At 42.3% G+C, this 22152-nt stretch carries 27 protein-coding genes and 1 other RNA gene; 6 read left to right on the plus strand and 22 right to left on the minus strand.

The genetic code is table 11. The features are described from left to right. Window positions 1–14 precede the first annotated feature (14 nt). Window positions 15–1940, minus strand: coding sequence for an ATP-dependent DNA helicase (locus NST79_RS11515; protein WP_029318002.1), 1926 nt, complete (start codon window positions 1938–1940; stop codon window positions 15–17). Window positions 1941–2042: 102 nt separating this feature from the next. Next, window positions 2043–2234: a hypothetical protein gene (locus NST79_RS11520; RefSeq protein ID WP_003246090.1), complete on the minus strand. Its 192-nt coding sequence runs from the start codon at window positions 2232–2234 to the stop codon at window positions 2043–2045. 163 nt (window positions 2235–2397) lie between these two features. On the opposite strand from NST79_RS11520, the gene NST79_RS11525 reads away from it, so the two are divergent. Continuing rightward, on the plus strand, window positions 2398–2550 hold the full coding sequence (locus NST79_RS11525; RefSeq protein WP_010327933.1) for a YpzG family protein: 153 nt from the start codon (window positions 2398–2400) through the stop codon (window positions 2548–2550). Window positions 2551–2602: 52 nt separating this feature from the next. On the opposite strand, the gene NST79_RS11530 is transcribed toward NST79_RS11525, so the two are convergent. From NST79_RS11530 to NST79_RS11570, 9 genes are all read right to left on the minus strand, one after another. After that, a complete protein-coding gene (locus NST79_RS11530) occupies window positions 2603–3760 on the minus strand; it encodes a class I SAM-dependent RNA methyltransferase (protein ID WP_029318001.1) in 1158 nt (385 codons plus the stop codon). Between the two features lie 100 nt (window positions 3761–3860). Next, an RNA gene (rnpB, locus tag NST79_RS11535) (RNase P RNA component class B) lies at window positions 3861–4241 on the minus strand. 65 nt (window positions 4242–4306) lie between these two features. Then, window positions 4307–4603 carry a cell division regulator GpsB gene (gene gpsB / locus NST79_RS11540; protein WP_003225629.1) on the minus strand — a complete coding sequence of 99 codons (297 nt, stop codon included), beginning with the start codon at window positions 4601–4603 and terminating at the stop codon, window positions 4307–4309. Between the two features lie 75 nt (window positions 4604–4678). After that, window positions 4679–5224, minus strand: a complete 546-nt coding sequence (locus tag NST79_RS11545) for a DUF1273 domain-containing protein (RefSeq protein ID WP_024571852.1) — start codon at window positions 5222–5224, stop codon at window positions 4679–4681. 88 nt (window positions 5225–5312) lie between these two features. Continuing rightward, complete coding sequence (cotD, locus tag NST79_RS11550; RefSeq protein WP_010886551.1) at window positions 5313–5540, minus strand: spore coat protein CotD; 228 nt, start codon at window positions 5538–5540, stop codon at window positions 5313–5315. Window positions 5541–5623: 83 nt separating this feature from the next. Continuing rightward, entirely contained in the window at window positions 5624–5752 is a 129-nt protein-coding gene (locus tag NST79_RS11555) for a hypothetical protein (RefSeq protein ID WP_003230707.1), read from the minus strand. A gap of 100 nt (window positions 5753–5852) precedes the next feature. Beyond that, window positions 5853–7094, minus strand: a complete 1242-nt coding sequence (mrfB, locus tag NST79_RS11560; protein WP_029318000.1) for a metal-dependent exonucleaseMrfB — start codon at window positions 7092–7094, stop codon at window positions 5853–5855. 15 nt (window positions 7095–7109) lie between these two features. After that, on the minus strand, window positions 7110–9359 hold the full coding sequence (mrfA, locus tag NST79_RS11565) for an ATP-dependent helicase MrfA (RefSeq protein WP_003230697.1): 2250 nt from the start codon (window positions 9357–9359) through the stop codon (window positions 7110–7112). A gap of 102 nt (window positions 9360–9461) precedes the next feature. Continuing rightward, on the minus strand, window positions 9462–9968 hold the full coding sequence (locus NST79_RS11570; RefSeq protein ID WP_044052678.1) for a PTS glucose transporter subunit IIA: 507 nt from the start codon (window positions 9966–9968) through the stop codon (window positions 9462–9464). A gap of 137 nt (window positions 9969–10105) precedes the next feature. Between NST79_RS11570 and NST79_RS11575 the strand changes: the two genes are divergently transcribed. Beyond that, window positions 10106–10525, plus strand: coding sequence for an Hsp20/alpha crystallin family protein (locus NST79_RS11575; protein ID WP_015251833.1), 420 nt, complete (start codon window positions 10106–10108; stop codon window positions 10523–10525). 20 nt (window positions 10526–10545) lie between these two features. Here the strand turns inward: NST79_RS11575 and NST79_RS11580 are convergent, their stop codons facing one another. Continuing rightward, window positions 10546–10923 carry a YppG family protein gene (locus NST79_RS11580; protein ID WP_015251832.1) on the minus strand — a complete coding sequence of 126 codons (378 nt, stop codon included), beginning with the start codon at window positions 10921–10923 and terminating at the stop codon, window positions 10546–10548. A gap of 187 nt (window positions 10924–11110) precedes the next feature. Here NST79_RS11580 and NST79_RS11585 point away from each other — a divergent pair, with 187 nt between their 5' ends. Beyond that, a complete protein-coding gene (locus NST79_RS11585; RefSeq protein WP_003230690.1) occupies window positions 11111–11299 on the plus strand; it encodes a YppF family protein in 189 nt (62 codons plus the stop codon). A 38-nt stretch (window positions 11300–11337) separates the two neighbouring features. Here the strand turns inward: NST79_RS11585 and NST79_RS11590 are convergent, their stop codons facing one another. Then, complete coding sequence (locus tag NST79_RS11590) at window positions 11338–11709, minus strand: YppE family protein (RefSeq protein WP_003246080.1); 372 nt, start codon at window positions 11707–11709, stop codon at window positions 11338–11340. Window positions 11710–11754: 45 nt separating this feature from the next. Beyond that, window positions 11755–12000: a YppD family protein gene (locus tag NST79_RS11595; RefSeq protein ID WP_015251831.1), complete on the minus strand. Its 246-nt coding sequence runs from the start codon at window positions 11998–12000 to the stop codon at window positions 11755–11757. Between the two features lie 198 nt (window positions 12001–12198). Between NST79_RS11595 and sspM the strand changes: the two genes are divergently transcribed. Next, window positions 12199–12303: an acid-soluble spore protein SspM gene (gene sspM, locus NST79_RS11600; RefSeq protein ID WP_003225606.1), complete on the plus strand. Its 105-nt coding sequence runs from the start codon at window positions 12199–12201 to the stop codon at window positions 12301–12303. Window positions 12304–12327: 24 nt separating this feature from the next. Here the strand turns inward: sspM and NST79_RS11605 are convergent, their stop codons facing one another. After that, on the minus strand, window positions 12328–13290 hold the full coding sequence (locus tag NST79_RS11605) for a DUF2515 domain-containing protein (protein ID WP_015251830.1): 963 nt from the start codon (window positions 13288–13290) through the stop codon (window positions 12328–12330). Between the two features lie 40 nt (window positions 13291–13330). On the opposite strand from NST79_RS11605, the gene recU reads away from it, so the two are divergent. Together recU and NST79_RS11615 are read left to right on the plus strand one after the other, a co-directional pair. Then, window positions 13331–13951 (plus strand): Holliday junction resolvase RecU, encoded by a 621-nt coding sequence (recU, locus tag NST79_RS11610; protein WP_004399067.1) that lies wholly within the window; start codon window positions 13331–13333, stop codon window positions 13949–13951. Between the two features lie 21 nt (window positions 13952–13972). Then, window positions 13973–16732: a PBP1A family penicillin-binding protein gene (locus NST79_RS11615; RefSeq protein ID WP_212060687.1), complete on the plus strand. Its 2760-nt coding sequence runs from the start codon at window positions 13973–13975 to the stop codon at window positions 16730–16732. Between the two features lie 75 nt (window positions 16733–16807). Here the strand turns inward: NST79_RS11615 and NST79_RS11620 are convergent, their stop codons facing one another. The 7 genes from NST79_RS11620 to NST79_RS11650 all read right to left on the minus strand — a co-directional run bounded on the left by NST79_RS11620 (window position 16808) and on the right by NST79_RS11650 (window position 22072). After that, complete coding sequence (locus NST79_RS11620) at window positions 16808–17302, minus strand: YpoC family protein (RefSeq protein ID WP_009967579.1); 495 nt, start codon at window positions 17300–17302, stop codon at window positions 16808–16810. Further along, window positions 17299–17958: an endonuclease III gene (gene nth, locus NST79_RS11625; RefSeq protein ID WP_009967580.1), complete on the minus strand. Its 660-nt coding sequence runs from the start codon at window positions 17956–17958 to the stop codon at window positions 17299–17301. The genes NST79_RS11620 and nth overlap by 4 nt, the downstream gene beginning before the upstream one ends. Before the next feature lie 18 nt (window positions 17959–17976). After that, on the minus strand, window positions 17977–18675 hold the full coding sequence (gene dnaD, locus NST79_RS11630; protein ID WP_004398499.1) for a DNA replication protein DnaD: 699 nt from the start codon (window positions 18673–18675) through the stop codon (window positions 17977–17979). Between the two features lie 92 nt (window positions 18676–18767). Beyond that, on the minus strand, window positions 18768–20060 hold the full coding sequence (asnS, locus tag NST79_RS11635) for an asparagine--tRNA ligase (protein WP_004398777.1): 1293 nt from the start codon (window positions 20058–20060) through the stop codon (window positions 18768–18770). Window positions 20061–20203: 143 nt separating this feature from the next. Next, a complete protein-coding gene (aspB, locus tag NST79_RS11640; protein WP_003230667.1) occupies window positions 20204–21385 on the minus strand; it encodes an aspartate transaminase AspB in 1182 nt (393 codons plus the stop codon). Window positions 21386–21407: 22 nt separating this feature from the next. Continuing rightward, window positions 21408–21893 (minus strand): cell wall elongation/penicillin-binding protein regulator TseB, encoded by a 486-nt coding sequence (gene tseB / locus NST79_RS11645; protein WP_003230665.1) that lies wholly within the window; start codon window positions 21891–21893, stop codon window positions 21408–21410. Between the two features lie 8 nt (window positions 21894–21901). Continuing rightward, complete coding sequence (locus tag NST79_RS11650) at window positions 21902–22072, minus strand: YpmA family protein (protein WP_015251828.1); 171 nt, start codon at window positions 22070–22072, stop codon at window positions 21902–21904. Window positions 22073–22152 lie beyond the last annotated feature (80 nt).

Below are 22152 nucleotides of genomic sequence, written 5' to 3' on the forward strand. Positions count from 1 at the left end.
TCAGCTTTTTTCCATTACATCATGTGCGGTTCAACAGGCAAGACCTTTTTGACCTCATCAATGATGCGTTCATTTTCTCCGCCAGCGTAAATGTGAATCGAGCCGCTGTCTTGATTCGAGCGAATCAGGCGCCCGATGCCCTGCCGTACACGTAACAACATATATGGCAGATCAACTTCTTCGAACGGATCTTTTTTCGCTTCGTTGCGCTTCGCTGTAAATACAGGATCGTGTGGCGGGAACGGCAATGACCAAATGGTAACATTCATCAATGCGTCACCGGGAATGTCGAGTCCTTCCCATAAGTGAACTGAACAAAGTACTGTTTCCTCTTCCTCTTGGAATTTCTCTACTAAGCTGCTGATTTCCTCATCACCTTCGAAGAAAATTGGATACGGCAGCTCCCATGCCGCCGACAGCTCTTTAAACTCGTTTAATTCTTCAAAAGAAGGGAAAAGCACCAGCGTTCTTCCTTTGTAACGTTTGATTGTTTCAATCGTTTCAGCCGTTTTTTGTTCAGCGGCCATATCTGTTTTTGCGTATAGATTAATACTCATTTGCTCGTCATAATCATAAGGGGAATCAACAGTTAATGACAAATAATCATGAATCCCAAGACTGTCGGCAATATAATCAAACGAACCGCCTTCTGACAGCGTAGCAGAAGAAAAGATATAAGGAATTTTCTTAGAAAACACTTTTTCGCCAAGTACTTCTGCTACCGTTCTCGGCATCACGACAAAAGTTGATTCTGCTTCCTTTTTCTCCAGCCAGCTGATCGCATCCTTTTGATATAGAGATAATGAATACGCCATTTGTTCAACATATTCTTCCACTACTGACAGTTCGTATTGATCAATCGTATACATTTCAGACTCAAATACAAGTGCCTCACCGATTTTATCAAGTAAACGGCAAAGCTCGTCCGCCGCCTTTTTGACACGCTGGTCATTTTTTATTTCTAAACGGTGTGAACCGGCTACTTCCTTTGATTCTTCAGAAAGAACATAGAAAAATTCGTCGTTTGCGAGAAGCGCATCTTCAATCAATTCTGCAAACTCTTCTCTGATGTCATTTTGCAGCAATCGTTCTAAAAACAATTCAAGAGTAGACTGCTTCACTCTATAGGTTAGCGCTTTTTGCGCAGCAAACTCTAACAAGTGCCCCTCATCAAATACAACTGCACTATGATCAGGCAAGAGCGGCAGCTGGCCCTCTCGTTTGCGTGATTCTTCCGTCCACACATGCTCCATATAAAAATCATGGGAACAAATGATTAAGTCCGTTGACTTGCGGTAGTAATCTCTGGAAAGTGTCAGACCGCATCTGTGTCTCATATCACAAGTCAGACAGTCCTGAAACGAGTCGTAGCTTACGTCAGACCACTCTTCATTCGATAGATTTGCGTACTGCTTACGGTCGCCATACGGATAAAAGCGCTGCATCGCCTGTGACTCGTGGACAAATGACGGTAACGACTCATAAAGATCCAGCCATTTATCATCATCAGAACGCTGCATTGTTTTTTCAAGCTTCTTCAAGCATAAATATTGCTCATGTGATTTTGACAGCCTTGTATCAATTTTCAGATCAAGATGCTCAGCCAGCTTAGAAATATCGCCCTCTTTTTTCACCAGCTGTTCAATTAATGTTTCATCTGCACAAGCGATGATGGCGGGTTTGCCGACATACCTTGCATAGCTGATTGCAAAAAGAAGATAAACCAGCGTTTTCCCCGTTCCCACTCCAGCTTCGGCGAACATGACTTTTTTCTCTTTAAACGCCCGCTCCAGCTGAAAAGCCATAAATACTTGCTCGTCCCGAAGATCAAACCCTTTTTCGGGAAGGATATCGTAAAACACGTCACCAATCCAATTGTTCAATTCTTCATAAAAATTCTTTGTTTTCGTTAAAGAAAAAGGCAAACGTGATGTTGTCACCTAGTTCCAACCCCCAACTATTCGACATTCAGACCACCAATAATATCATTTTCCGCTGATGAATACAATAAAAAAACTTGGCAATGCCAAGTTTTTTGCAGTTTACTTACGATTGATCACATGCGACGATAAAAAAGGATGGTCTGTTGAATAAATATGTTCTACCGCTTTTTCTAAATCAGTTTGCGCATGCGAAATCACAGACGGAGACGAATCAGTTCCGAGCTCCTTCAGCTCGTTTGCTGTTGCGTCAAGCGCCCTTTGAATAAGATTAAAATGTTCGCTGTTCAGCATGAGATCACCTCTGATGGAAATAATCATCATTGTATGCGAACTTTTCAATTTATATACATGCTTTACCGCATGTTATCACCGAAACATGCACAAACTACACTTGATATTCCGTCTCCGGATTATCCGTCTTATCAACAATATTCTATCAGGGAGTGATGTTGACATGAGTTATAGAAACCGATTAGATCAGCATTCTGAACTGTTTCATCACAATTGGACGCGGCCTAAACGTTCTAAGTCTCAAGTAAACGGTCACACTGAAATGTCCCAAACCAACATTATATTGAGAAGCAACGCGAAAGCTCACCGTTGGTAACGATAGAATAGGGCTGAAAGATGAAAGAAGACGCATGCAGAGCGTCTTCTTTTTATGCGTTTTCTGTTTTCTTGCGCTGCGGTCTTACTTTTGACCAGTATTGATAATAATCCGTTTTAATAAACCCGTTAAAGAGCTTTCGTTTCTTCGTTGCTTTTCTGCCATATGCTTCCTCAAAGTTTTCATTTGATGTCATTATATACACAGACCAAGTATCAAGCGGCTCGAACGCCTTCCCCATTTCTTTGTACATCTGCTCAACGGCTTTTTTCTCGCCGAGACGCTCTCCATATGGCGGGTTGCCGACAATTACGCCAAACTCCAGATTTGTGGTAAAATCTTTGACCTGCATCTGCTTGAACTTGATTAAATCTCCCAGTCCTGCTTCCTCTGCATTTTCTTTTGCGATTTCAACCATGCGGTGGTCTATGTCGCTTGCGAAAATTGTAAGCGGCTGATCATAATTTGCCTTTTCTTCGACTTCAAGCCGCGCTTTGTTCCACAGATCTTTACCGATCCATTCCCAATCCTCTGAAACAAAATCGCGATTGAATCCCGGGGCGATGTTTTGGCCAATTAGCGCCGCTTCTATCGCGATTGTTCCGGAGCCGCAGAAAGGATCAACAAACGGGCGGTCTGGCGTCCAATTGGTTAATTGCACCAAAGCGGCAGCAAGTGTTTCTTTAATCGGCGCACCGCCCTGATCGACACGGTATCCTCGTTTGTGAAGGCCTGTCCCTGATGAGTCCAGTGTAATCAAAGCCTGATCTTTCAATAAAGAAATTTCGACTTTATACTCGGCACCTGTTTCTTCAATCCAATCATTGGCTTTGCCGGACTGCAGCTTGAGCTTTTCGACAATTGCTTTTTTGACGATCCGCTGACAGTCAGGAACGCTTGCAAGTGTTGATTTTACCGATTTTCCGATGACAGGGAATTTCCCGTTTTCAGGTATAAATGAGCGCCAGTTAATCGCTTTCGTTTTTTCAAACAGTTCATCAAATGTTTTCGCTTTAAAAGAAGCAACCTGAACCTTTATGCGGTCGGCTGTTCTAAGCCAAAGGTTCGCACGGCAGATGGCAAGTGCATCACCTTCAAAAATAACTTTCCCGTTATCAACCTTGCATTCGTATCCTAAATCTCGTACTTCCTTTGCGACAACAGCTTCAATGCCCATCGGCGCCGTTGCAATTAGTGTATACTTCTTCATCGTATCACCCTGTCTTTTAAAACTTTTCTCTTTTCAAGATAAAAGCTCTCCTTATACGGGAGAGCTTGTTTTCATCATTTTAAATATAAGTGGTCTAACGTTCTGTAAGCCATGTTTTGTTCCATCGTACTGCAAACGGCTCATCACCTCGTACTCAGGCGGCAATCATCTATCTACAGAAAGCATTCTGTCCTTCTCTCCGTTGAATTCCGTTAAGAAGGTTCCCCTACCAAAATTTGGGTTTCTCGCTCGAGGGGTTTACCGCGTTCCACTCTCACCATTTCTAGTGAGACTTCGTCACTGTGGCACTTTCAAGGATACTCAGCCATATCCGAAGACGTAGGCTTTTTTCCTGCCGTCAGCCTCTAAAGACTGCCCTAGCTTATGACTTCGCTAGGCACGAACACTACGGGCATCTCAGCACCGTGCGAGCATGGACTTTCCTCTACAGATTCAAGATCTGCAGCGATTACCCGAACGTTAAGAACATGAATTATTATATAACAACTGATTACAATTTACAAGCGCCATTTTTTTCAAGCGTGATCAATCATAAAGCTTGCTGCCAAAAACGTGTTTTTCTAAGTTAGACAGCCGTTTTAAAATATCAAAGTTTGTTGTGTTAGATTGCACAGGCTGTTTTTTGCTGGCTTCTTCAAGCTGTTTTTTCAGCTGCAGATTTTCCTGCTGCAGTTCTTCAATTTCTTGATGGAAGGTTTCATAATCCTTAATAATCATATCTAAAAATTTGTCAACGTCTTCTTGCTTGTAGCCTCTAACGCCTGTTTTAAATTCTTTTTCCAAAATTTCTTTCGCAGAAAGCTTTACTTTATCAGCAAGCATCTTTTTCACCTCGTATCGTGAATCATCACATATATTTTTTCAGAAATCTGTACGGTTGTCAAATTTCTCTTATTGCTATGAGTAGCTGTCTTCCTCTACTGTCACTCTCAAGTCATCCATTGTAATAAAGTAGATGGGATAGCCATTCTGTTCGCGCCTTTTTTCCGCTGTCCCAAGCATATACTTAGGGGAGCCTTCCTTTTCCGGGTCATATAAAAGCAGAAGCCCGTCGGACTTATCAATGAAGAACTGATTTTTTTGTTTGAATTGAAGCGGGCTTTCATAAGGACGGTGAGTCAGGCTTGCTTCATAGTCTGCCTGAGCCAGAACTGCTTCATACTGTTCCTTATTCGGTTCTTTCCAGTTCTTTTCCTGCTCGTAAAATGGTGTGATGACAGCTACCTTTAAGTCAGGGTATTCTTCCTGCAAATCATATGCAGCTTCTGCCGCCCACAGCTCCGCTCCAAGCTGGCCCGAAATTAAAATCCATTCTAATCCTTCATCCAAAAAAGCAATCAGCCGGTTCTTAATGGCTTTTTTTATGTAATACAGCGCCTTGTCATCCTGCTTAAATATCCCGAGTTCAAACGGTTTATAGCCCGTTATTGCCAATACTTTCATCATTTCACCTGCTTTAAAAAATGGGGCTCCCGTGGGCCCCATTTGTTGTGCTGCATTGTTTACACCATCAAGCTGCACGTTTTCCATACTAGTAGTCGCAGCAAGGTTTTCCTGCTTGAAAATGCTGATGCGTAGCCGGGTCAACATTTGAGAAAGTGTGTGGAAAGTAGTGAACGTGCTGAAAATGCTGGTGGTTTACGTTTGTTGTATGCTGTGGGTGAATGTGCGGCACGATAGTCTTCGAAAACGTATGGTGTTCACAGCAATGAGTAGGATGGACAATTGGCGCCATCATATGCGGTCTGCAGTGATGCATGATAAAATCCCCTTTCCATAAACTTTATTACAATACTAAGTTATGAAAAATAAGGGGTACATGTTCTGATGCAAAGACCTATTTTAAAAGTGTGCAATTAAGCTGTCTTTAAAGTTTGAAAACACAAAAGCAATCAAAAATACCACAACAAAGAACAAGTAAAAAACACCCTTATACATACCAACTCTCCCTTTAAAAATAACTAACGTCATTTTACAGGATTCGCCGCTATTCTACAACAAAATCAATGTGAATTCAGCAAAAAAAATTCATGGCGAAACAAGTCGTCTTTTGCGCTTTCCCGGGGAATATTTAAGAGGAATATTTCCTCTTCAGACGGGCAATTCTCACATGCAGTTTTTCAGTTTCTTTCTCTGATAAGCATGCCGCATCGCTAAGCAATTGCTCTGCTATTTGCAATGCTTTTCCGAATTCTTTTTTCTTATGCTCAAAATATTTCGCGAGCTCTATTACAGCAGCGTATCTGCACTTCTGGTTTTGCGAGCGGGACAGCTTTTCCCAAAGCGGCACTGCTTCTTCCAAGCGGTTTTGTTTTTTGTACAGGAGCGATAAATCCAGCCGTGCACTGTCCTGGTCCTCAAACGATTTTTCTATAAGCCTTTCCAACTGCTTGATCGCTTGGTCCGTTTCTTTATGAGCCATAAACCACTTCGCCATAGCATAGGCTTCACTGTGTTCTTTTGGCGCATGTGATTCTGAAAGGATTTTTTTAGACATATGGATGTACAATGAAATGAGTGATAACACATCCATTTCATTATGATGCAGGACACCTTTTAAAAGATCCGGCTCTTGCGCCTTGATAAAATGAAAGTAAAGCATTGGCGCCAAGTAGCCCGGTGTGTCTTCTAGCCTGCGGATGCCGAGCTCCTCTTTTTCAACCGTGCCAAGAGATACACGGTCCATTTTGTGTTTCCACAGGCGTCTAGCTCCATGCAAAAGATCAAAGTGGCCAAACTCCGGAAGCTTCGGAAGTCTGTCACGGATCAAGGTGTGCCTTGTTTTCACCTGCGGCCAATCAAAGGCTTTGCCGTTGTAGGTCACAAGTGATGTAATGTCAACCTCGCTTAAAAAGCTTTGGTACAAGGCGACTTCGTTCCCCGGTTTGGGCAAAAGATGCTGTTTGACTGTCACTCGGTCTTCATATACTCTCGCATGCCCAAGCAAAAAAATGGTATTCCCAGCTCCACCCCCAAGACCGGTTGTTTCTGTATCAAAGAAAAAGAGGTTGTTTTTGTTATACCCTTTTGCTGACAATGTATGCGACAGGCCGCTTTGATTCCACAGTGTGATCACTTCCTCAAGCTCAGAAAAGCTGTATAACCCATGGCGGTGAGAAAGCGAATATTCCACTTCTCTGATGAGGCAATATTCATCTTCGAAGATGAAAGGCTTCATGCCAAAAGCCTCCCACTCTTCTAAAAACGGGATGTCATCAAAGTGGTTTTCTTGTTTGCCTGCTTCTATTTTTTGTTCTCCTTCGTCGAGCGCCATGTGCTTTTTCATCCGTTGGAGTTTCCCTTTTAATGACATATCCGGCCTCCCTCCTTACGACATTTGATCCAACAGCTGCAAAATTCTTTCCTTTGCTTTTATCCCTTCTATTTCCGTACCTATACAAGACGGACAGCCGTCATGACAAGGACAATGTGTAATCAGTTGTTTCGCCGCTTCATTAATGTCTGAAAAACGTTTAAAGACTTCCTCCGCCAAACCGATACCGCCCGGATAGTGATCATATAAAAATATGGTTGGCAATCCGGTATGGGCTGCTTTAATTTGAGAAACAACATGAACATCATTTCGATCACACATGATATACACAGGGACAATATGCTGCAGCACATTCGAGATGCCAAGAAGCAGCTGTTCCAGTGTCTTTTCCCCGATGTCTTCATCCGCTGTTTTGATTTCGAGCCAAGCTGCACTTGTATGCAGTTCTTCTTCCGGCAAATGAATAGGTCCAGACCCAATATTTTCAAAAGTGGTCATTTTTATTTTTTTAAAAATGGTCGGCAGGGCATTGACAGTGACGTCTCCGTAGTGCAATGACGTACGGCTTTTTTCTTTCGTTTTATCGATTTCTAATACCTTCAGCTGAACTGCCAGGTTTGCATCCGTATAATATTCGACATCGACTTTTCTGACATACGCCTTTTTATGGTCCCAATCGAGCTTCTCAACTTGATACTGAACGCCTTCATGCAAATAAATCGCTTCATCATGCAAAAGCGTCATCGCACTAAAACGGTCCATTTCACCGATAATCCTTACATTTGCAATATCCGACTGATCAACTATAACGACATTTTCCTGGGAGGCGGAACGCAAACTGATGTTTGAAGCAGGAAACGACTCACTTGCCCAATGGTACCGTTCGCCGTTGCGGTGAAGAACAGCCTCTTCCTCAAGATACTCAAGAATATCACTGACTTCCATGGGTCCAAATTCTTCATCAGCTCTAAAAGGAAGCTCATAAGCCGCACACTTTAAGTGGTCTACTAAAATAATCAAATTCTCCGGATTGATTCTTGCAGATTCAGGCGAACGATTAAAGAAATATTCAGGATGCCGCACAATATATTGGTCAATCGGTGTTGAATTGGCTACCATGATAATCAAAGATTCACCGTGTCTTCTGCCGGCTCGTCCCGCCTGCTGCCAAGCACTTGCAACACTTCCGGGATACCCCGTCATTACACACACTTGCAGCTGGCCGATATCAACACCAAGCTCTAAGGCATTCGTACTGACCACTCCTAAAATGTCGCCTTCTCTCAGGCCTTTTTCGATTTCTCTTCGCTCTTTCGGCAGATAGCCTCCCCGATAGCCTCTGATTGATTTTGTTCCAATCTCTTTTTTCACAAGCTCCTGAATATGGCTTAAAATAATTTCCACCCGAACTCTGCTTCTGGCAAAAACAATGGTCTGCACTTTGTTTTTAAGGAACTCTTTCGCCAGTTCATTCACTTCTGCGGTTGCGCTCCTTCTAATATTCAGCGGTTTGTTCACAATTGGCGGATTGTAAAACACAAAATGCTTGCGTCCGCTCGGTGCGCCATTGTCATCGACCAGCCGCATCGGTTTGCCTGTCAGCTGCTCTCCCAATTCCTTTGGGTTGGCAATTGTTGCGGAAGTACAAATAAAAACCGGATCACTTCCATAAAACCGGCAGATCCGCTTTAGCCGCCGGATCACATTTGCCACATGGCTGCCGAACACACCTCGATACGTATGAAGCTCATCGATGACGATATACTTAAGGTTTTCAAACAAACTGACCCATTTCGTATGATGCGGTAGAATGGCAGAATGCAGCATATCGGGGTTTGTAATGACAATATGACCTGCTTTTCTCACCTTTTGTCTGATTGCCGGAGACGTATCCCCGTCATATGTAAAGCTTTTAATATCAATGCCCATTTCATCAATAATTTCATTTAGCTCGCTCTTTTGGTCTTGTGCCAGCGCTTTAGTCGGAAATAAATATAACGCCCGGTTTGTTTCATCTTGGGCGATGGACTGCAGGACTGGGAGGTTGTAGCATAACGTTTTTCCTGATGCTGTTGGCGTTACGGTAACGATGCTTTCTCCTTTTTGCACATATTGAAAAGCGGAATATTGGTGAGTATATAGTTCATCAATGCCCCTTTTCGAAAGGGCCGCTTTGATTCTCTCGTCTATACTTTCGGGCATAGGCCTTGTTTTTGCTTCCCGAGGCTCAATTTCATGCCAATTCACAACGTTTTCATTTCCTTTTAAATCAGAAATGAGTTCAGTCAGTGATTTCTTTTTCATTCTTTACACCTCTTTGTCAAGTACAGTTTACCGAATATTTGTTTGCATGGCTAGGTGCAAATTTTATACAGTTGAATAAAAAAAGCAAGGCATACGCCCTGCTTATTTCGCTTTTATTGTAAGGAGCTTTGATTCGCCTTTACGAGCAGCCTTTTCGCCTGCCGATACCATTGATCCTACAGCCTCACCATTCATTATAACGATTGGGATGACTGTGCTGCTCGCTTTTTCTTTTATTAATTCCAAATCACATGTAATCAGCGGGTCACCGACCTTCACTTTATCCCCTTCTTTAATGTGGGCAGTAAATCCTTCTCCGTTCATATTGACTGTCTCCAGCCCGACATGAATTAACAGCTCAATTCCCGAGCGAGTCCGAATGCCAACGGCGTGTTTGGTGTGGAAAATCTGAATGACTTCACCTTCAGCGGGAGAAACGATTTCACCGCTAGAAGGTTCCACCGCTATTCCTTCTCCCATCATTTTCTGTGAAAAAACAGGGTCCGGTACATCTGACAGGTCCATTACTGTACCGTCTGCCGGAGAATAAATAACCTCTTCTGTCACCTTTTCCTGAGTTTTGCCCATTCCGAATAATTTTTTCAGCAATGTATTTTCTCCCTTCTCATTCACTTCAACCGTTATCCCTTCATTCACCACTATTTAACCACACTTTCAATTTTGCTTCAATTTATAACAACATCTGGCATAGACGCATAATCTGGATAAAAAAGGCGGTGGCGAAATTGGAATTCTATGATGACAAAAAGAACGAACTGCAAAAGAAAGAAGAAATCATAACGGAGGCAATCGACACTCTTTTTCAATCCTCAGCGTTCGGCAACCTTATAAACAGATTTCAGAACCTGATCAACTCGAGTTTAAAGGATGTGCAGACGACCATACATGTCAGAGAAAGAGATACTGGGCTGTATATCGATATTACCATTCCGGCGACGTTTCGAGATGGCGAGATCGTCGTTGATGTTAAATCGAGGTATCTCCATGTAACACTCCAAGAAAAACAGAAACACCAAAATGAGGCTACCTTTACAAGCATGACAAGAACGGTTCAGCTGCCTTATGAAGTTCGCCAAGAAGATATGGAAACGTCTTGGAACGAGCAGACAATGACACTTTTCTTTCCAAAAAATAAGCATGAATGAACGATTCATTCATGCTTCTATCATTTAAAAAAGCTGGTAAATCCCTTTATTAAAGATCCGACCTGATTCATTGCACTCATTACTTGACCTGTCGTATCCATCATTTTATTAAAATCAAATTGCCCATTGGCTTTTTTAAACTGCGACATAATGCTTTGAAATTGCGAAGGCTGCTGTTGATTAGGCCTTGGGATAGGATAAGGGTTAGAAAATACAGGCGGCTGCATAGGCATAGGCTGAATCGGAGCATAAGGCTGATAATAATCCTGCTGTCCATAATGCTGCTGAGGCAGTTGTTGCTCTAAATAACCGGGTGCAGCCTGCTGATAATATCCTTGCATTTGCTGAGGATAATAATAGCCCATTTGCCGAGGATAGCTTCGAGAGCTCCCGTTCATTGCGATTCCCCCTTAAACACAACATATTTCTCTTCTATATATGTATGAATGACTTCTATTGTTTGTGTCACAAGTGATGATTAGCATTTGTCAAATTGTGTCGAAAGTTTAAATTTTTTAAAAACAGAAAAAAGTCGAATCATTATGGTACCATATTTTCAATACAGATGAGAGGGGATGCACCATAATGAACGTATCATACTTAAGCAAACGTTTTGCAGAAATGAAGAAATATGAAACAGACTGTATGAATAAACTGATGGACTTTGCCAAGTTCCTCTATATTCAAGGACATCTCAGCATAACTGAGTTTCGTAACAGTATGAAGGTTCTCGAAGCAAATGGAGCAGAAAGCCCGGCATATGAGATGAATTAACGTCCGGCCCCCTATAAAAACGAAAAGAAGACAGCCTTTTACCGGCTGTCTTCTCTTGCAATTTCATCCTTTACTGCGTGCAATGTATAAAGGACTGACTCAGTGATGTCCTTGAATCGTTTTTTATGAATATGATGAACATAAGATTGAAGGACCAATTCCAGGAAATTATCCTTTACGGCCTCAATTTGCTCTTTATGCACATATTTTGGCCGGCGGACTTTTATCAATTCAAGAGCACCCTCTGCCCAGCGAGCAGCCAGTTCATCATTCTCTTCAACTGCAGGCTTTATCGTCTCAAAAAAATCATAAGAATGATTACTGTTTTTTCCTTCCTGATACCGATCAGCGCCTTTTTCAGCAACTTCAATCATTTGCTCGGTCATTTCCAGCAAAGTTTGTGATAGCAATATCTTTCACCTCAATGCCTATCGTACCAAATTTCACTCGCAAATTCAGCCGATACGGTATACCTTCTCAAACGCATACCTGTGTTCAGGCGATTGATACAGCTCATTTATACAAATATGAAGATCTATGATTTCTTCTTCCAGCATACTTAGGCGATCGTTTTCCGTTTCCCGCATCTCAGCCTCTAATGCATTTACAGAATGATTCAGGCTTTGCTCAGCTCGCGTTAATTCATCTTCTATATCAGAAAGCATACGGAGAATATCTGTCTTGCATACATAACCGGACATTCGTGTACCTCCCTTTCCTTGTCTCTCCCGGTTAAAATTCTTTGCTCTCAAGGCTCTTTCCTTCCTCATGACAAAACTAGAAGCAAATCGCCAAACAAACAGGTATTCCACGAAAAGCTGAAGTTTTCGACAAAAACACCCGCAAAAATTGTATGATCCTCCTCCTTAATGCAAACGATACTTGTGAGGAGGTGCCGTATGAAAACAAGACCGAAAAAAGCCGGCCAGCAAAAAAAGACTGAATCAAAGGCAATCGATTCTTTAGATAAAAAATTAGGCGGTCCGAACCGCCCTTCTACGTAAGAAGCAAGGAATTTCCTTGCTTCTTTATTTTTTGAGCCACTGCTCCACCGCAAAAAGCGCATGAAGCTGGCGCTTTTTATGTAAATACCAGTCTGTCAATTCAATCTGCTTCGGCAATTCCTCGCGCCTAAAGAACGTTTTCTTTATCTTTCCATGAAACCAATCTGTTTTCGTTCCGTCTAATGAGTGGATTAACTCAGGGTAGCATGTCCTTAGCATAGGAGATGTTCTTTTTGTAATCCCGATCATCTTTTCCATATCAAAACGGGAACCTGTGTGCGGCACTGTGTGCAAAAAGTGATAAAAAGAGGAGAACAATTCTGGCTTGAACAGCAATTGAGACAGCTGCTTTCCCAGCCTTATCCTTTCCTCCGCCTTCGAAAAGCGTTTCACTGAAATGCCGTAAAAAAACCCATTTGAGGAAGGAAAAATAACGGTGTTAAAATGAAACCAGTCACTTAAATAAAAAGGAATCGTGTCAAAAACATTCTTTTTAAACGAAGGATTTTGTATAATAGGTGTTTGGATAGTGTTTTGTTCATTTATAATGAGGGCGTACATTAGCCGCTCCGTATTTCGCTCATGCCAAAAACGGGTCCATTCTTCCGACATAAATTGCGAGACGCCAAACACATGCAGCAGATGAAACAGCGGCTTCCCAACTCTTTTTGACCAGTGGTATAAAAGAAGCTGCGGATAGGCATCCGAAAAAATAAGCCAGTTCGCTCTTTCATAGGCTAAAAAGAACCATTTTTGCTGTCTCTCACGGAGTCCAAGCTGAAACAGACTGCCTTTTAAGTCAGTCATTGACCAGCCGGCATTACGAGAAACGAAAGAAGCCAAGAGTGACCATTTGATTTCCGGATGACGGTCGTAAAATGCTTTATAAGCATTTGTTCTTGAAATGTTATCCGCGTTTTTTATTTTTGTCTGCCGCTCAATCCGGCTCAGAAGCTTTCTAATGGTCTGTTGTTCTTGCACGTTCATTCACTTCCGTCATGATTAGTTTAATAAGGAGGATGAGAAAGTGATTCGGTATCCTAACGGAAAAACATTTCAGCCGAAACATTCGGTTTCATCCCAAAACAGTCAGAAAAGGGCCCCGTCTTACAGTAATCGCGGAATGACCCTCGAAGATGACTTAAACGAAACGAATAAGTATTATCTGACAAACCAAATTGCCGTTATACACAAAAAGCCGACACCTGTTCAAATTGTAAATGTCCATTATCCAAAAAGAAGTGCCGCAGTGATTAAAGAAGCTTACTTTAAACAATCATCGACAACAGACTACAATGGGATTTACAAAGGGCGGTATATTGATTTTGAGGCGAAAGAAACGAAAAACAAGACCTCTTTCCCCCTGCAGAATTTTCATGACCATCAAATCGAGCACATGAAGCAGGTAAAGGCTCAAGACGGTATTTGTTTTGTTATTATATCCGCTTTCGACCAGGTTTATTTTTTGGAAGCCGATAAGCTGTTTTATTTCTGGGACAGAAAAGAAAAAAACGGCAGAAAATCAATTCGAAAAGATGAGTTGGAAGAAACAGCTTATCCGATTTCTCTTGGATACGCACCCAGAATTGATTATATTAGTATTATTGAACAGCTTTATTTTTCGCCATCATCTGGTGCGAAAGGTTGATTAACGAAAGGTTGAGATGTTATGTCAGATCAATTTAACAGCCGTGAAGCTCGACGAAAAGCGAACAGCAAGTCGAGTCCTTCACCGAAAAAAGGCAAGAAACGAAAAAAGGGCGGATTGTTTAAAAAGACCCTTTTCACTTTACTCATTCTGTTTGTTTTAGGCGTAGTCGGCGGTGCTGTTACATTTGCCGTCATGGTTTCTGATGCGCCGTCCCTTGATGAAAGCAAATTGAAGACGCCTTATTCATCAACGATTTATGATAAAAATGGAAAAGAGATCGCCGAAGTCGGCGCCGAAAAACGGACCTACGTCTCGATAGATGAAATTCCCGATGTTGTAAAAGAAGCCTTTATCGCGACAGAAGACGCTCGTTTTTATGAGCACCACGGGATTGACCCTGTCCGTATCGGCGGTGCTTTAGTTGCCAACTTTAAAGACGGCTTCGGGGCTGAAGGCGGAAGTACGATCACCCAGCAGGTCGTCAAAAACTCCCTTCTTTCACATCAGAAAACGTTGAAACGGAAGGTGCAGGAAGTATGGCTTTCGATTCAGCTGGAGCGCAATTACTCTAAAGATGAAATTTTAGAAATGTATTTAAACCGGATTTATTTTTCTCCTAGAGCATACGGAATCGGAAAAGCGGCGGAAGAATTTTTCGGCGTTACAGATTTAAGCAAATTGACTGTCGAACAGGCTGCGACGCTTGCAGGAATGCCGCAGAGCCCAACAGCGTACAACCCGGTCAAAAACCCGGATAAAGCGGAAAAACGACGGAACATCGTACTCAGTCTGATGAAAAAGCAAGGATTTATTTCTGATTCTCAATATAACAAAGCGAAAAAAGTGGCAGTGAAAGACGAAGGCGTCGTGTCACAGAAGGAATATGAAAAAGCAAGTACAAACAAATACAGCGCATTTGTTGAAGAGGTTATGAAGGAAATTGATGAAAAATCTGATGTCGATCCATCTGCTGACGGATTAAAGATCTATACGACATTAGATACAAAAGCACAAGATAAACTAGATGAATTAATGGACGGAGACACCGTCGGATTTACTGAAGGCATGCAGGGCGGCGTTACCCTTCTCGATACGAAAACCGGAGAAGTGCGGGCGATTGGCTCCGGAAGAGATTCTACGGTTGGTGGCTATAATTACGCGACCCAAGCCCAGCGACAGCCTGGGTCTACCATTAAACCTATTCTCGACTACGGTCCAGTGATTGAAAATAAAAAATGGTCAACTTACGAGCAAATTGATGACTCAGCTTACACGTATTCAGATGGAACACCTATTCGAGACTTTGACCGTTCCTATAAAGGGGTCATGTCTATGCGTGAAGCCCTCGCCCAATCACGTAACATCCCGGCTCTAAAAGCGTTCCAAGCAGTCGGAAAAGATGCAGCAGTTGATTTTGCTAATGGACTGGGGCTCGGATTAAATAAAGAAAAAGTGTATGAATCATATTCTATCGGTGGATTCGGAGAAGGTAATCCCGGTGTCTCTACTCTAACTATGGCTGGAGCATACAGTGCATTCGGAAATAACGGAACATATAACGAACCGCATTTTGTAAAGTCTATTGAATTTAACGATGGCACAAAGCTTGATTTAACACCAAAATCAAAGTCAGCAATGAGCGATTATACTGCGTTTATGATTACAGATATGCTGAAAACAGCTGTTAAAACAGGTACTGGACAGCTTGCACAAGTTCCGGGAGTGGAAGTTGCAGGTAAAACAGGTACAACCAACTTTGATGAAGCGGATATGCAAAAATACAATATTGCACAAGGCGGTGTACCAGATTCATGGTTTGTAGGATATACACCTCAATATACCGCTGCTGTTTGGACAGGTGTAGATTCTCAAAATAAGATAGGAAAAAAATCTTTAAATAAAACAGAGCAACAGATTGCAAAGCGCATCTTCGCCCAGCTCATCGCCGATGTCGATGACGGAAGCGGATCATTTGAGAAGCCTGACAGCGTAGTGGAAGCCTCTGTAGAAAAAGGCTCAAACCCTGCAAAACTGGCAGGGCCAAATACGCCAAGCGATAAGAAGCTCACAGAGTACTTTGTTAAAGGCACAGCTCCTTCTACTGTTTCTAAAACATATGAGAAAGAAGAAAAAGAGGAAACAGCTAAACTGTCTGGTTTAAACGTGAAATACGATAAAGACAATCAATCTTTAACGTTAAGCTGGAATTATGACGGAGATGCGACCTTTGCTGTAAAGCAATCTGTTGACGGCGGCAGCTACTCGGAAATTCAAAACAGCTCTGCAAAAGAGGCAGTCATTTCGGGTGTGCAGCCAGGATCTGTGTACAAATTCGAAGTAACAGCCGTCAGTGATGATGGCAAAAGTACAGCTTCCACATCTTATGAGGTGCCAAAAGCTGAAGACGATGAAGATAAAAAAGACCAGCAACAAACGGATGATGAAAAACAAGATGATGAGAAGACTCAGGATGATACACAAACTGATGATTCTCAAAAAGATGACGGTCAGACGGATCAAGATCAGACAGATGATTCAACAAATGATCAAGACAAAAAACAAGACAACACGAACACCAATCCGTCTGACAACAGTAACCAAGACCAATCTAACAATAGTAATAACAATAACAGTAATAACAGCAACAACCAGGATATGTCGGATGGTGATTCGAACTCAGATACGAATGACTCAACAGGTACTGACACGAATAAAAATAAAACAGACACATCTAATAAAACACAAACAAACTCATCATCAATTGAAAAAACAAATTAACCAAAAAAGCCGTCACCTTTGGGGTGATGGCTTTTTTGGTACACAATAAAAAACCTCCCGTTTTATCAGGAGGTTTTATCGATTCATCGCATGATATTTATAAAAGTGCTTTTTCATTTCGGTAATCAGCTCATCAAGCTGAATAAAGCAATGGTATTGGGTCGGCTTAAGAAGAATAAATTCCACTCGTTCAGCCCAATTAATCGGCTTTGCGGGATATGATTTCTCCCTCAGTTCTTGCCAATCGAGCGATTTCACCGGCTCACCTGCTGTCCAATGTAACGAAGCCAGCAAACACACAATGCCCTTTAACATTTCGTTTTGGTCACATCTCGATTTTCGTGTTTGAAAGACTGGGAGAAGTGATGCTTTGATGTCATCCCACACTTCAAATAAAAGCGGAACGTATTTCCCGCTGTCCTCCCATGGCAAATCGCCTTGTAATTCCGTGCAGAAATCAAAATACACGGGATTGGTCTGCAAGGTTTTCTTCATATCCGAGGAACTCTTCTGGCCAAGACTGCGCAAGTATTGCTCATAGGAAGCCAACACTTCTTTTGCTTGCGTCATCGTTTCACCAGTCCTTTTTTATCCCTCTTCTGCCCTTCTCTGCACAAAGAAAGCAGCGGACACTCCGCACAGCGCGGAGATTGGGCTTTACAGTGATATCTGCCGAAGAAAATAAGCCGGTGATGCGTAACGGACCAATCTTCTTTGGGAACCTTGCGCATCAGCGTCTTTTCAACTTCCAGAACCGAGTCCTTCCACCGGCAAATGCCCAATCGTTTGCTGACTCTCTCCACATGGGTATCTACGGCTATGGCCGGCACGCCAAACGCAACGGATACCACTACGTTTGCGGTCTTTCTCCCGACCCCTGGCAGTTTGACAAGCTCATCGCGGTCTCTCGGCACTTCTCCGCCGTAATCTTCAATAATCATTTTACTCAGCTTTTGAATATTTTTCGCTTTATTACGATATAAACCGATTGATTTAATATCCTGCTGAAGCTCTTCCAGCGGAACAGCCAAATAGTCTTCCGGCCGTTTATATTTTTGGAATAATGTTTTGGTCACTCTGTTTACAAGTGCATCTGTACATTGCGCAGATAAAGCAACAGCCACCACTAATTCAAAAGGATTGGAATGAACCAGTTCACACTCCGCATGAGGAAACATGTCACCTATCTTGTCTAAACAGAATTCAATTTGTTTTAGATTTAACACGATTGTCACCTTTTCACTTTATTGTTCAAGCCAATTGTAAAAAGGAACCTGCCTTTTATACTCTTTTTGCGGTTCATTCTGCTTTGCTTGTACACGCCGGAATTTTTGGCTGTGTATTTTTGCCTGCTCCACAGTTTTAAGCCCGTTTTTCTTCCATTCAAACAAAATCCGGTCAATGTAGCGGAAACTGAGTTTTCCTGATAGTACAGCCTCTTTTAACGCGTGTTTGATCAGTTGTGCGTCATGCTGATCCTGGTCCTGCCAGATCGCCAGCGTTTCACACTCCAAAGGCGATAACGGCCTTGCGAACTCTTCCTCAAAAATGGTATAAAGGCTTTTTTGTTCCCCTTCTGCTTTTCTTTCCTGTGTTTGATTCTGTGCAAGCTGAATATACTCGTACAGTTTCCCCCATAAAGGCTGAAGAGAATATTTCTCAAATTTGATGCCGTTTTGATCCTCGCATTCTTCAATAAACAGAAAGCCTTTTTGAATAAACATCCGCAATCTGTTTGTACATTCTTCAACAGAAATTGACATACCTTCCTGCAGCTGATTCGGTGTAGGAAAATATGATCCTTTTTCTAAATGCATTTTAATTTTTAACAGCAGAATAAGTTCTGTTTCATTAAGCCCAAGCTGTTTATAATGCGTGAGCAGAAGATTGGGGATGGTTGATGTTCCCTGCTCCTGCATATCAATAAATTGCTGTTTTTTCATCGTCACACCTCTTACTGTAAAGGATTGTGATTGCCCCTTTACTGTAAAAAGTCTCCCTTGCAGGAGACTCTTTTTTGTTTCATTTGAATGTATTACGGATACAGACGGTTTAACAGTCTTGGGAACGGAATCGTTTCACGAACGTGAGGCGCTCCGCTGATCCAAGCTACTGTCCGCTCTAATCCAAGGCCGAAGCCGGAATGAGGAACTGATCCATATTTTCTAAGTTCAGCATACCATTTATATGCGTCAGAATCCAGTCCATGTTCTTTAAGACGCGATTCCAAAAGTTCCATATCGTGAATTCGTTCAGACCCGCCGATGATTTCTCCATAGCCTTCCGGCGCAATCAAGTCAGCGCAAAGCACAACGTCCTCACGGTCAGAAGCCGGCTGCATATAGAACGGTTTTAAGGACGTCGGATAGCGAGTGATGAATACCGGTTTGTCATAATGTTCAGCAATCGCTGTTTCATGAGGCGCTCCGAAATCATCTCCCCACTCGATATCGTCAAAGCCTTTTTCTTTCAGAAATTCAATCGCTTCATCATACGTAATTCTTGGGAACGGGGCTTTGATTTGCTCAAGTTTTGACGTGTCTCTTCCCAATGTGTTTAGTTCAATTTTGCAATTTTTAAGAACTGATTGCACGATGAAAGAAACGTAATTTTCCTGTACTTGGAGATTTTCTTCAAATTCTACAAACGCCATTTCCGGTTCGATCATCCAGAATTCGATTAAGTGACGCTTTGTTTTAGACTTTTCCGCTCTGAATGTCGGTCCGAAAGAGAATACTTTTCCTAAAGCCATTGCCGCAGCTTCCATGTAGAGCTGTCCGCTTTGAGACAGATATGCATCTTCATCAAAGTACTTTGTCGCAAAGAGTTCTGTTGTTCCTTCAGGTGCGCTTCCAGTCAAAATCGGCGGATCCACTTTTACGAAGCCTTCGTTATTAAAGAATTCGTAAGTCGCGCGAATGATTTCATTACGGATTTTCATGATCGCATGCTGGCGCTTTGAACGCAGCCATAAATGTCTGTGATCCATCAAAAATTCCGTTCCGTGTTCTTTTGGTGTAATTGGATAATCGGTCGCTTCGTGAATGACTTCAATATCTGTCACAGCAAGTTCATATCCAAGCGGAGAACGCTCGTCCTCTTTGACAATCCCTTTTATATAGAGCGACGTTTCCTGCGTCACTGATTTAGCTGTTTGGAAAATGCTTTCTTCCACTTCCGCTTTTACTACGACACCCTGAATAAAACCGGTACCGTCCCGAAGCTGTAAAAACGCAATTTTCCCGCTTGAACGCTTATTAGCGACCCAAGCTCCGATCGTTACTTCCTCACCTACGTGCTTGTACACTTGGTTGATTGTTGTTTTCAACATATTTCCCTCCAAAACAAGAAAGACATTCGGAAGCTCATTGCCCCGCGAACTCTTTTATCATCACTTTATTATACCCGCTCTTAACTAACCGGGTCAATGCAGATAAAAAGCGGCTTTTCTGTCAGCCGCTTTTTGATCTGTTAGCTATGTTTTTCTACAAAACGCTTGATTCTTTCAATGGCTTTTTCAAGAAGATCTAACGATGTTGCATAAGAAAGACGGACATTCTCAGGAGAGCCAAACCCGGATCCTGGAACAATCGCAACTTTTTCCTCCTCGAGAAGCGCTTTAACAAATTCATCTACATCTTTGAAACCGCAAGATTGAGCTGCCTCTTTTGCATTTGGGAACAAGTAAAAAGCACCTTCCGGCTTCACGCAGCTGAACCCCGGGATTTCTATGAGCTTTGCATAGATCGTATTTAACCTATGTTCAAATGCTTCTCTCATTTCTTCCAATGGCTCAGAAGGCCCGTTATAAGCAGCAATCGCTCCGTATTGTGCGATTGATGTCGGGTTTGACGTGCTGTGGCTTGCAAGGTTCGTCATCGCTTTAATAATGTCTTCAGAGCCTGCCGCATAACCGATTCTCCAGCCTGTCATGCTGTGGGACTTCGATACGCCGTTTATAATGACCGTTTGCTCTTTCAGTCTGTCTGACAGCTGTGCAATGGAAACATGTTTCTTTCCGCCGTATGTAAGTTTTTCATAAATTTCATCTGACACAATCAAGATATCATGTTCAAGGCACACTTCACCGAGCGCAGATAGTTCTTCTTCCGTATACATGACACCAGTCGGGTTGCTTGGAGAGTTAATAACGATTGCTTTTGTTTTTTCCGTAATTGCATTTTTCAGCTGCTCAGGCGAAATTTTGAAGTGATTTTCCTCAAGCCCTTCTACATAAACAGGCTTTCCGCCAGCGAGTTTCACCTGCTCCGGGTAGCTTACCCAGTAAGGCGTTGGAATAATAACTTCATCTTCTTCATCCAAAATCACTTGGAAAAGGGTATACAGAGCATGTTTGGCACCAGTGCAGACAATAATTTGAGACGGTTTGTATTCAATATTCTGGTCGCGTTTAAATTTCTCTGCAATGCTGTTTTTCAGTTCAGCCAAACCACCGGAAGGCGTGTATTTCGTATGGCCCTCGTTCATCGAACGCACAGCGGCATCAATAATATGCTGCGGTGTATTGAAGTCAGGTTCGCCTGCTCCTAAGCCGATGACATCATGGCCTGCGGCTTTCAGTTCTTTCGCTTTCGCTGTGATTGCCAGTGTGGTTGATGGTGTTAATGCGGATACTCTTTTTGCCAGTTTCAACTTGAACTCCCCCTAATTCGTCTTAAGGCGTGATATTTTTGAGAATCTTTCCAGTTGTAAAGTCCACATAACTTAAACTGTATTGCCCTTCTTTGTCTAAGTACGTCACTTCCCAAAGCAGGACGTTTCCTTCTCTTGCCAGATGAACCTCTTTTTGCTTTGAAACCAGCCCTTCATCCTTTATGATTTTCGCCGCTTTGTCTTCAGAGATTCCCTCTTTCGCTTCTTTTGAGAGAATTTTTGCTTTTTTATCAGCAGGAACCCAGACATATAATGCAGTGCCTTTTTTATCCGTTCCCTTTACAACATAATATTTCTCTTTTCCGACAAATGTTTCGACTTGATCAACATGGGCGAGATCGGTTTCTTTTTTAGCTTCAGCAGCTGCTGCTTCGTGCCCCTCTTCCTTTTGTGCCATGGCTGATTTATAAATGCTTGCCGAGACAAGAAGTACTGCTAAAAAAATAATACCAAAAATGACGGTAAATATTAATGCTTTTTTTCTCATCTTCTCACCTACGTACGATAAATGGTAAAAACGGCTTGGTTTTTGTTTTCTTCATCCAGCGCAAGGCCGAACATCAGATTTTCTCTTTTCAGTGTACGATTCAATGTGTCCACAATTTTATACAGATCATCAGAATGCTCTACATTAATTGTTGAAAGAATTTCGATTTTACTTTCCATTTTTTCATCCTCCAGTTTGAACAAATATTGTTAGTCATACTCCATTTCAGGACACGCCATACTAGTATCACAGAGCGGGA

Origin of the sequence: Bacillus sp. PS196, assembly GCF_037963555.1 — a bacterium.
Lineage (GTDB): Bacteria > Bacillota > Bacilli > Bacillales > Bacillaceae > Bacillus > Bacillus subtilis.

Coding starts and splice junctions, on each gene's coding strand:
- NST79_RS11520 (WP_003246090.1), bottom strand. CDS start 2,234: ATGCTGAACAGCGAACATTTTAATCTTATTCAAAGGGCGCTTGACGCA.
- NST79_RS11525 (WP_010327933.1), top strand. CDS start 2,398: ATGAGTTATAGAAACCGATTAGATCAGCATTCTGAACTGTTTCATCAC.
- NST79_RS11530 (WP_029318001.1), bottom strand. CDS start 3,760: ATGAAGAAGTATACACTAATTGCAACGGCGCCGATGGGCATTGAAGCT.
- gpsB (WP_003225629.1), bottom strand. CDS start 4,603: ATGCTTGCTGATAAAGTAAAGCTTTCTGCGAAAGAAATTTTGGAAAAA.
- NST79_RS11545 (WP_024571852.1), bottom strand. CDS start 5,224: ATGAAAGTATTGGCAATAACGGGCTATAAACCGTTTGAACTCGGGATA.
- cotD (WP_010886551.1), bottom strand. CDS start 5,540: ATGCATCACTGCAGACCGCATATGATGGCGCCAATTGTCCATCCTACT.
- NST79_RS11555 (WP_003230707.1), bottom strand. CDS start 5,752: ATGACGTTAGTTATTTTTAAAGGGAGAGTTGGTATGTATAAGGGTGTT.
- mrfB (WP_029318000.1), bottom strand. CDS start 7,094: ATGTCATTAAAAGGGAAACTCCAACGGATGAAAAAGCACATGGCGCTC.
- mrfA (WP_003230697.1), bottom strand. CDS start 9,359: ATGAAAAAGAAATCACTGACTGAACTCATTTCTGATTTAAAAGGAAAT.
- NST79_RS11580 (WP_015251832.1), bottom strand. CDS start 10,923: ATGAACGGGAGCTCTCGAAGCTATCCTCGGCAAATGGGCTATTATTAT.
- NST79_RS11585 (WP_003230690.1), top strand. CDS start 11,111: ATGAACGTATCATACTTAAGCAAACGTTTTGCAGAAATGAAGAAATAT.
- NST79_RS11595 (WP_015251831.1), bottom strand. CDS start 12,000: ATGTCCGGTTATGTATGCAAGACAGATATTCTCCGTATGCTTTCTGAT.
- sspM (WP_003225606.1), top strand. CDS start 12,199: ATGAAAACAAGACCGAAAAAAGCCGGCCAGCAAAAAAAGACTGAATCA.
- NST79_RS11605 (WP_015251830.1), bottom strand. CDS start 13,290: ATGAACGTGCAAGAACAACAGACCATTAGAAAGCTTCTGAGCCGGATT.
- NST79_RS11615 (WP_212060687.1), top strand. CDS start 13,973: ATGTCAGATCAATTTAACAGCCGTGAAGCTCGACGAAAAGCGAACAGC.
- NST79_RS11620 (WP_009967579.1), bottom strand. CDS start 17,302: ATGACGCAAGCAAAAGAAGTGTTGGCTTCCTATGAGCAATACTTGCGC.
- dnaD (WP_004398499.1), bottom strand. CDS start 18,675: ATGAAAAAACAGCAATTTATTGATATGCAGGAGCAGGGAACATCAACC.
- tseB (WP_003230665.1), bottom strand. CDS start 21,893: ATGAGAAAAAAAGCATTAATATTTACCGTCATTTTTGGTATTATTTTT.
- NST79_RS11650 (WP_015251828.1), bottom strand. CDS start 22,072: ATGGAAAGTAAAATCGAAATTCTTTCAACAATTAATGTAGAGCATTCT.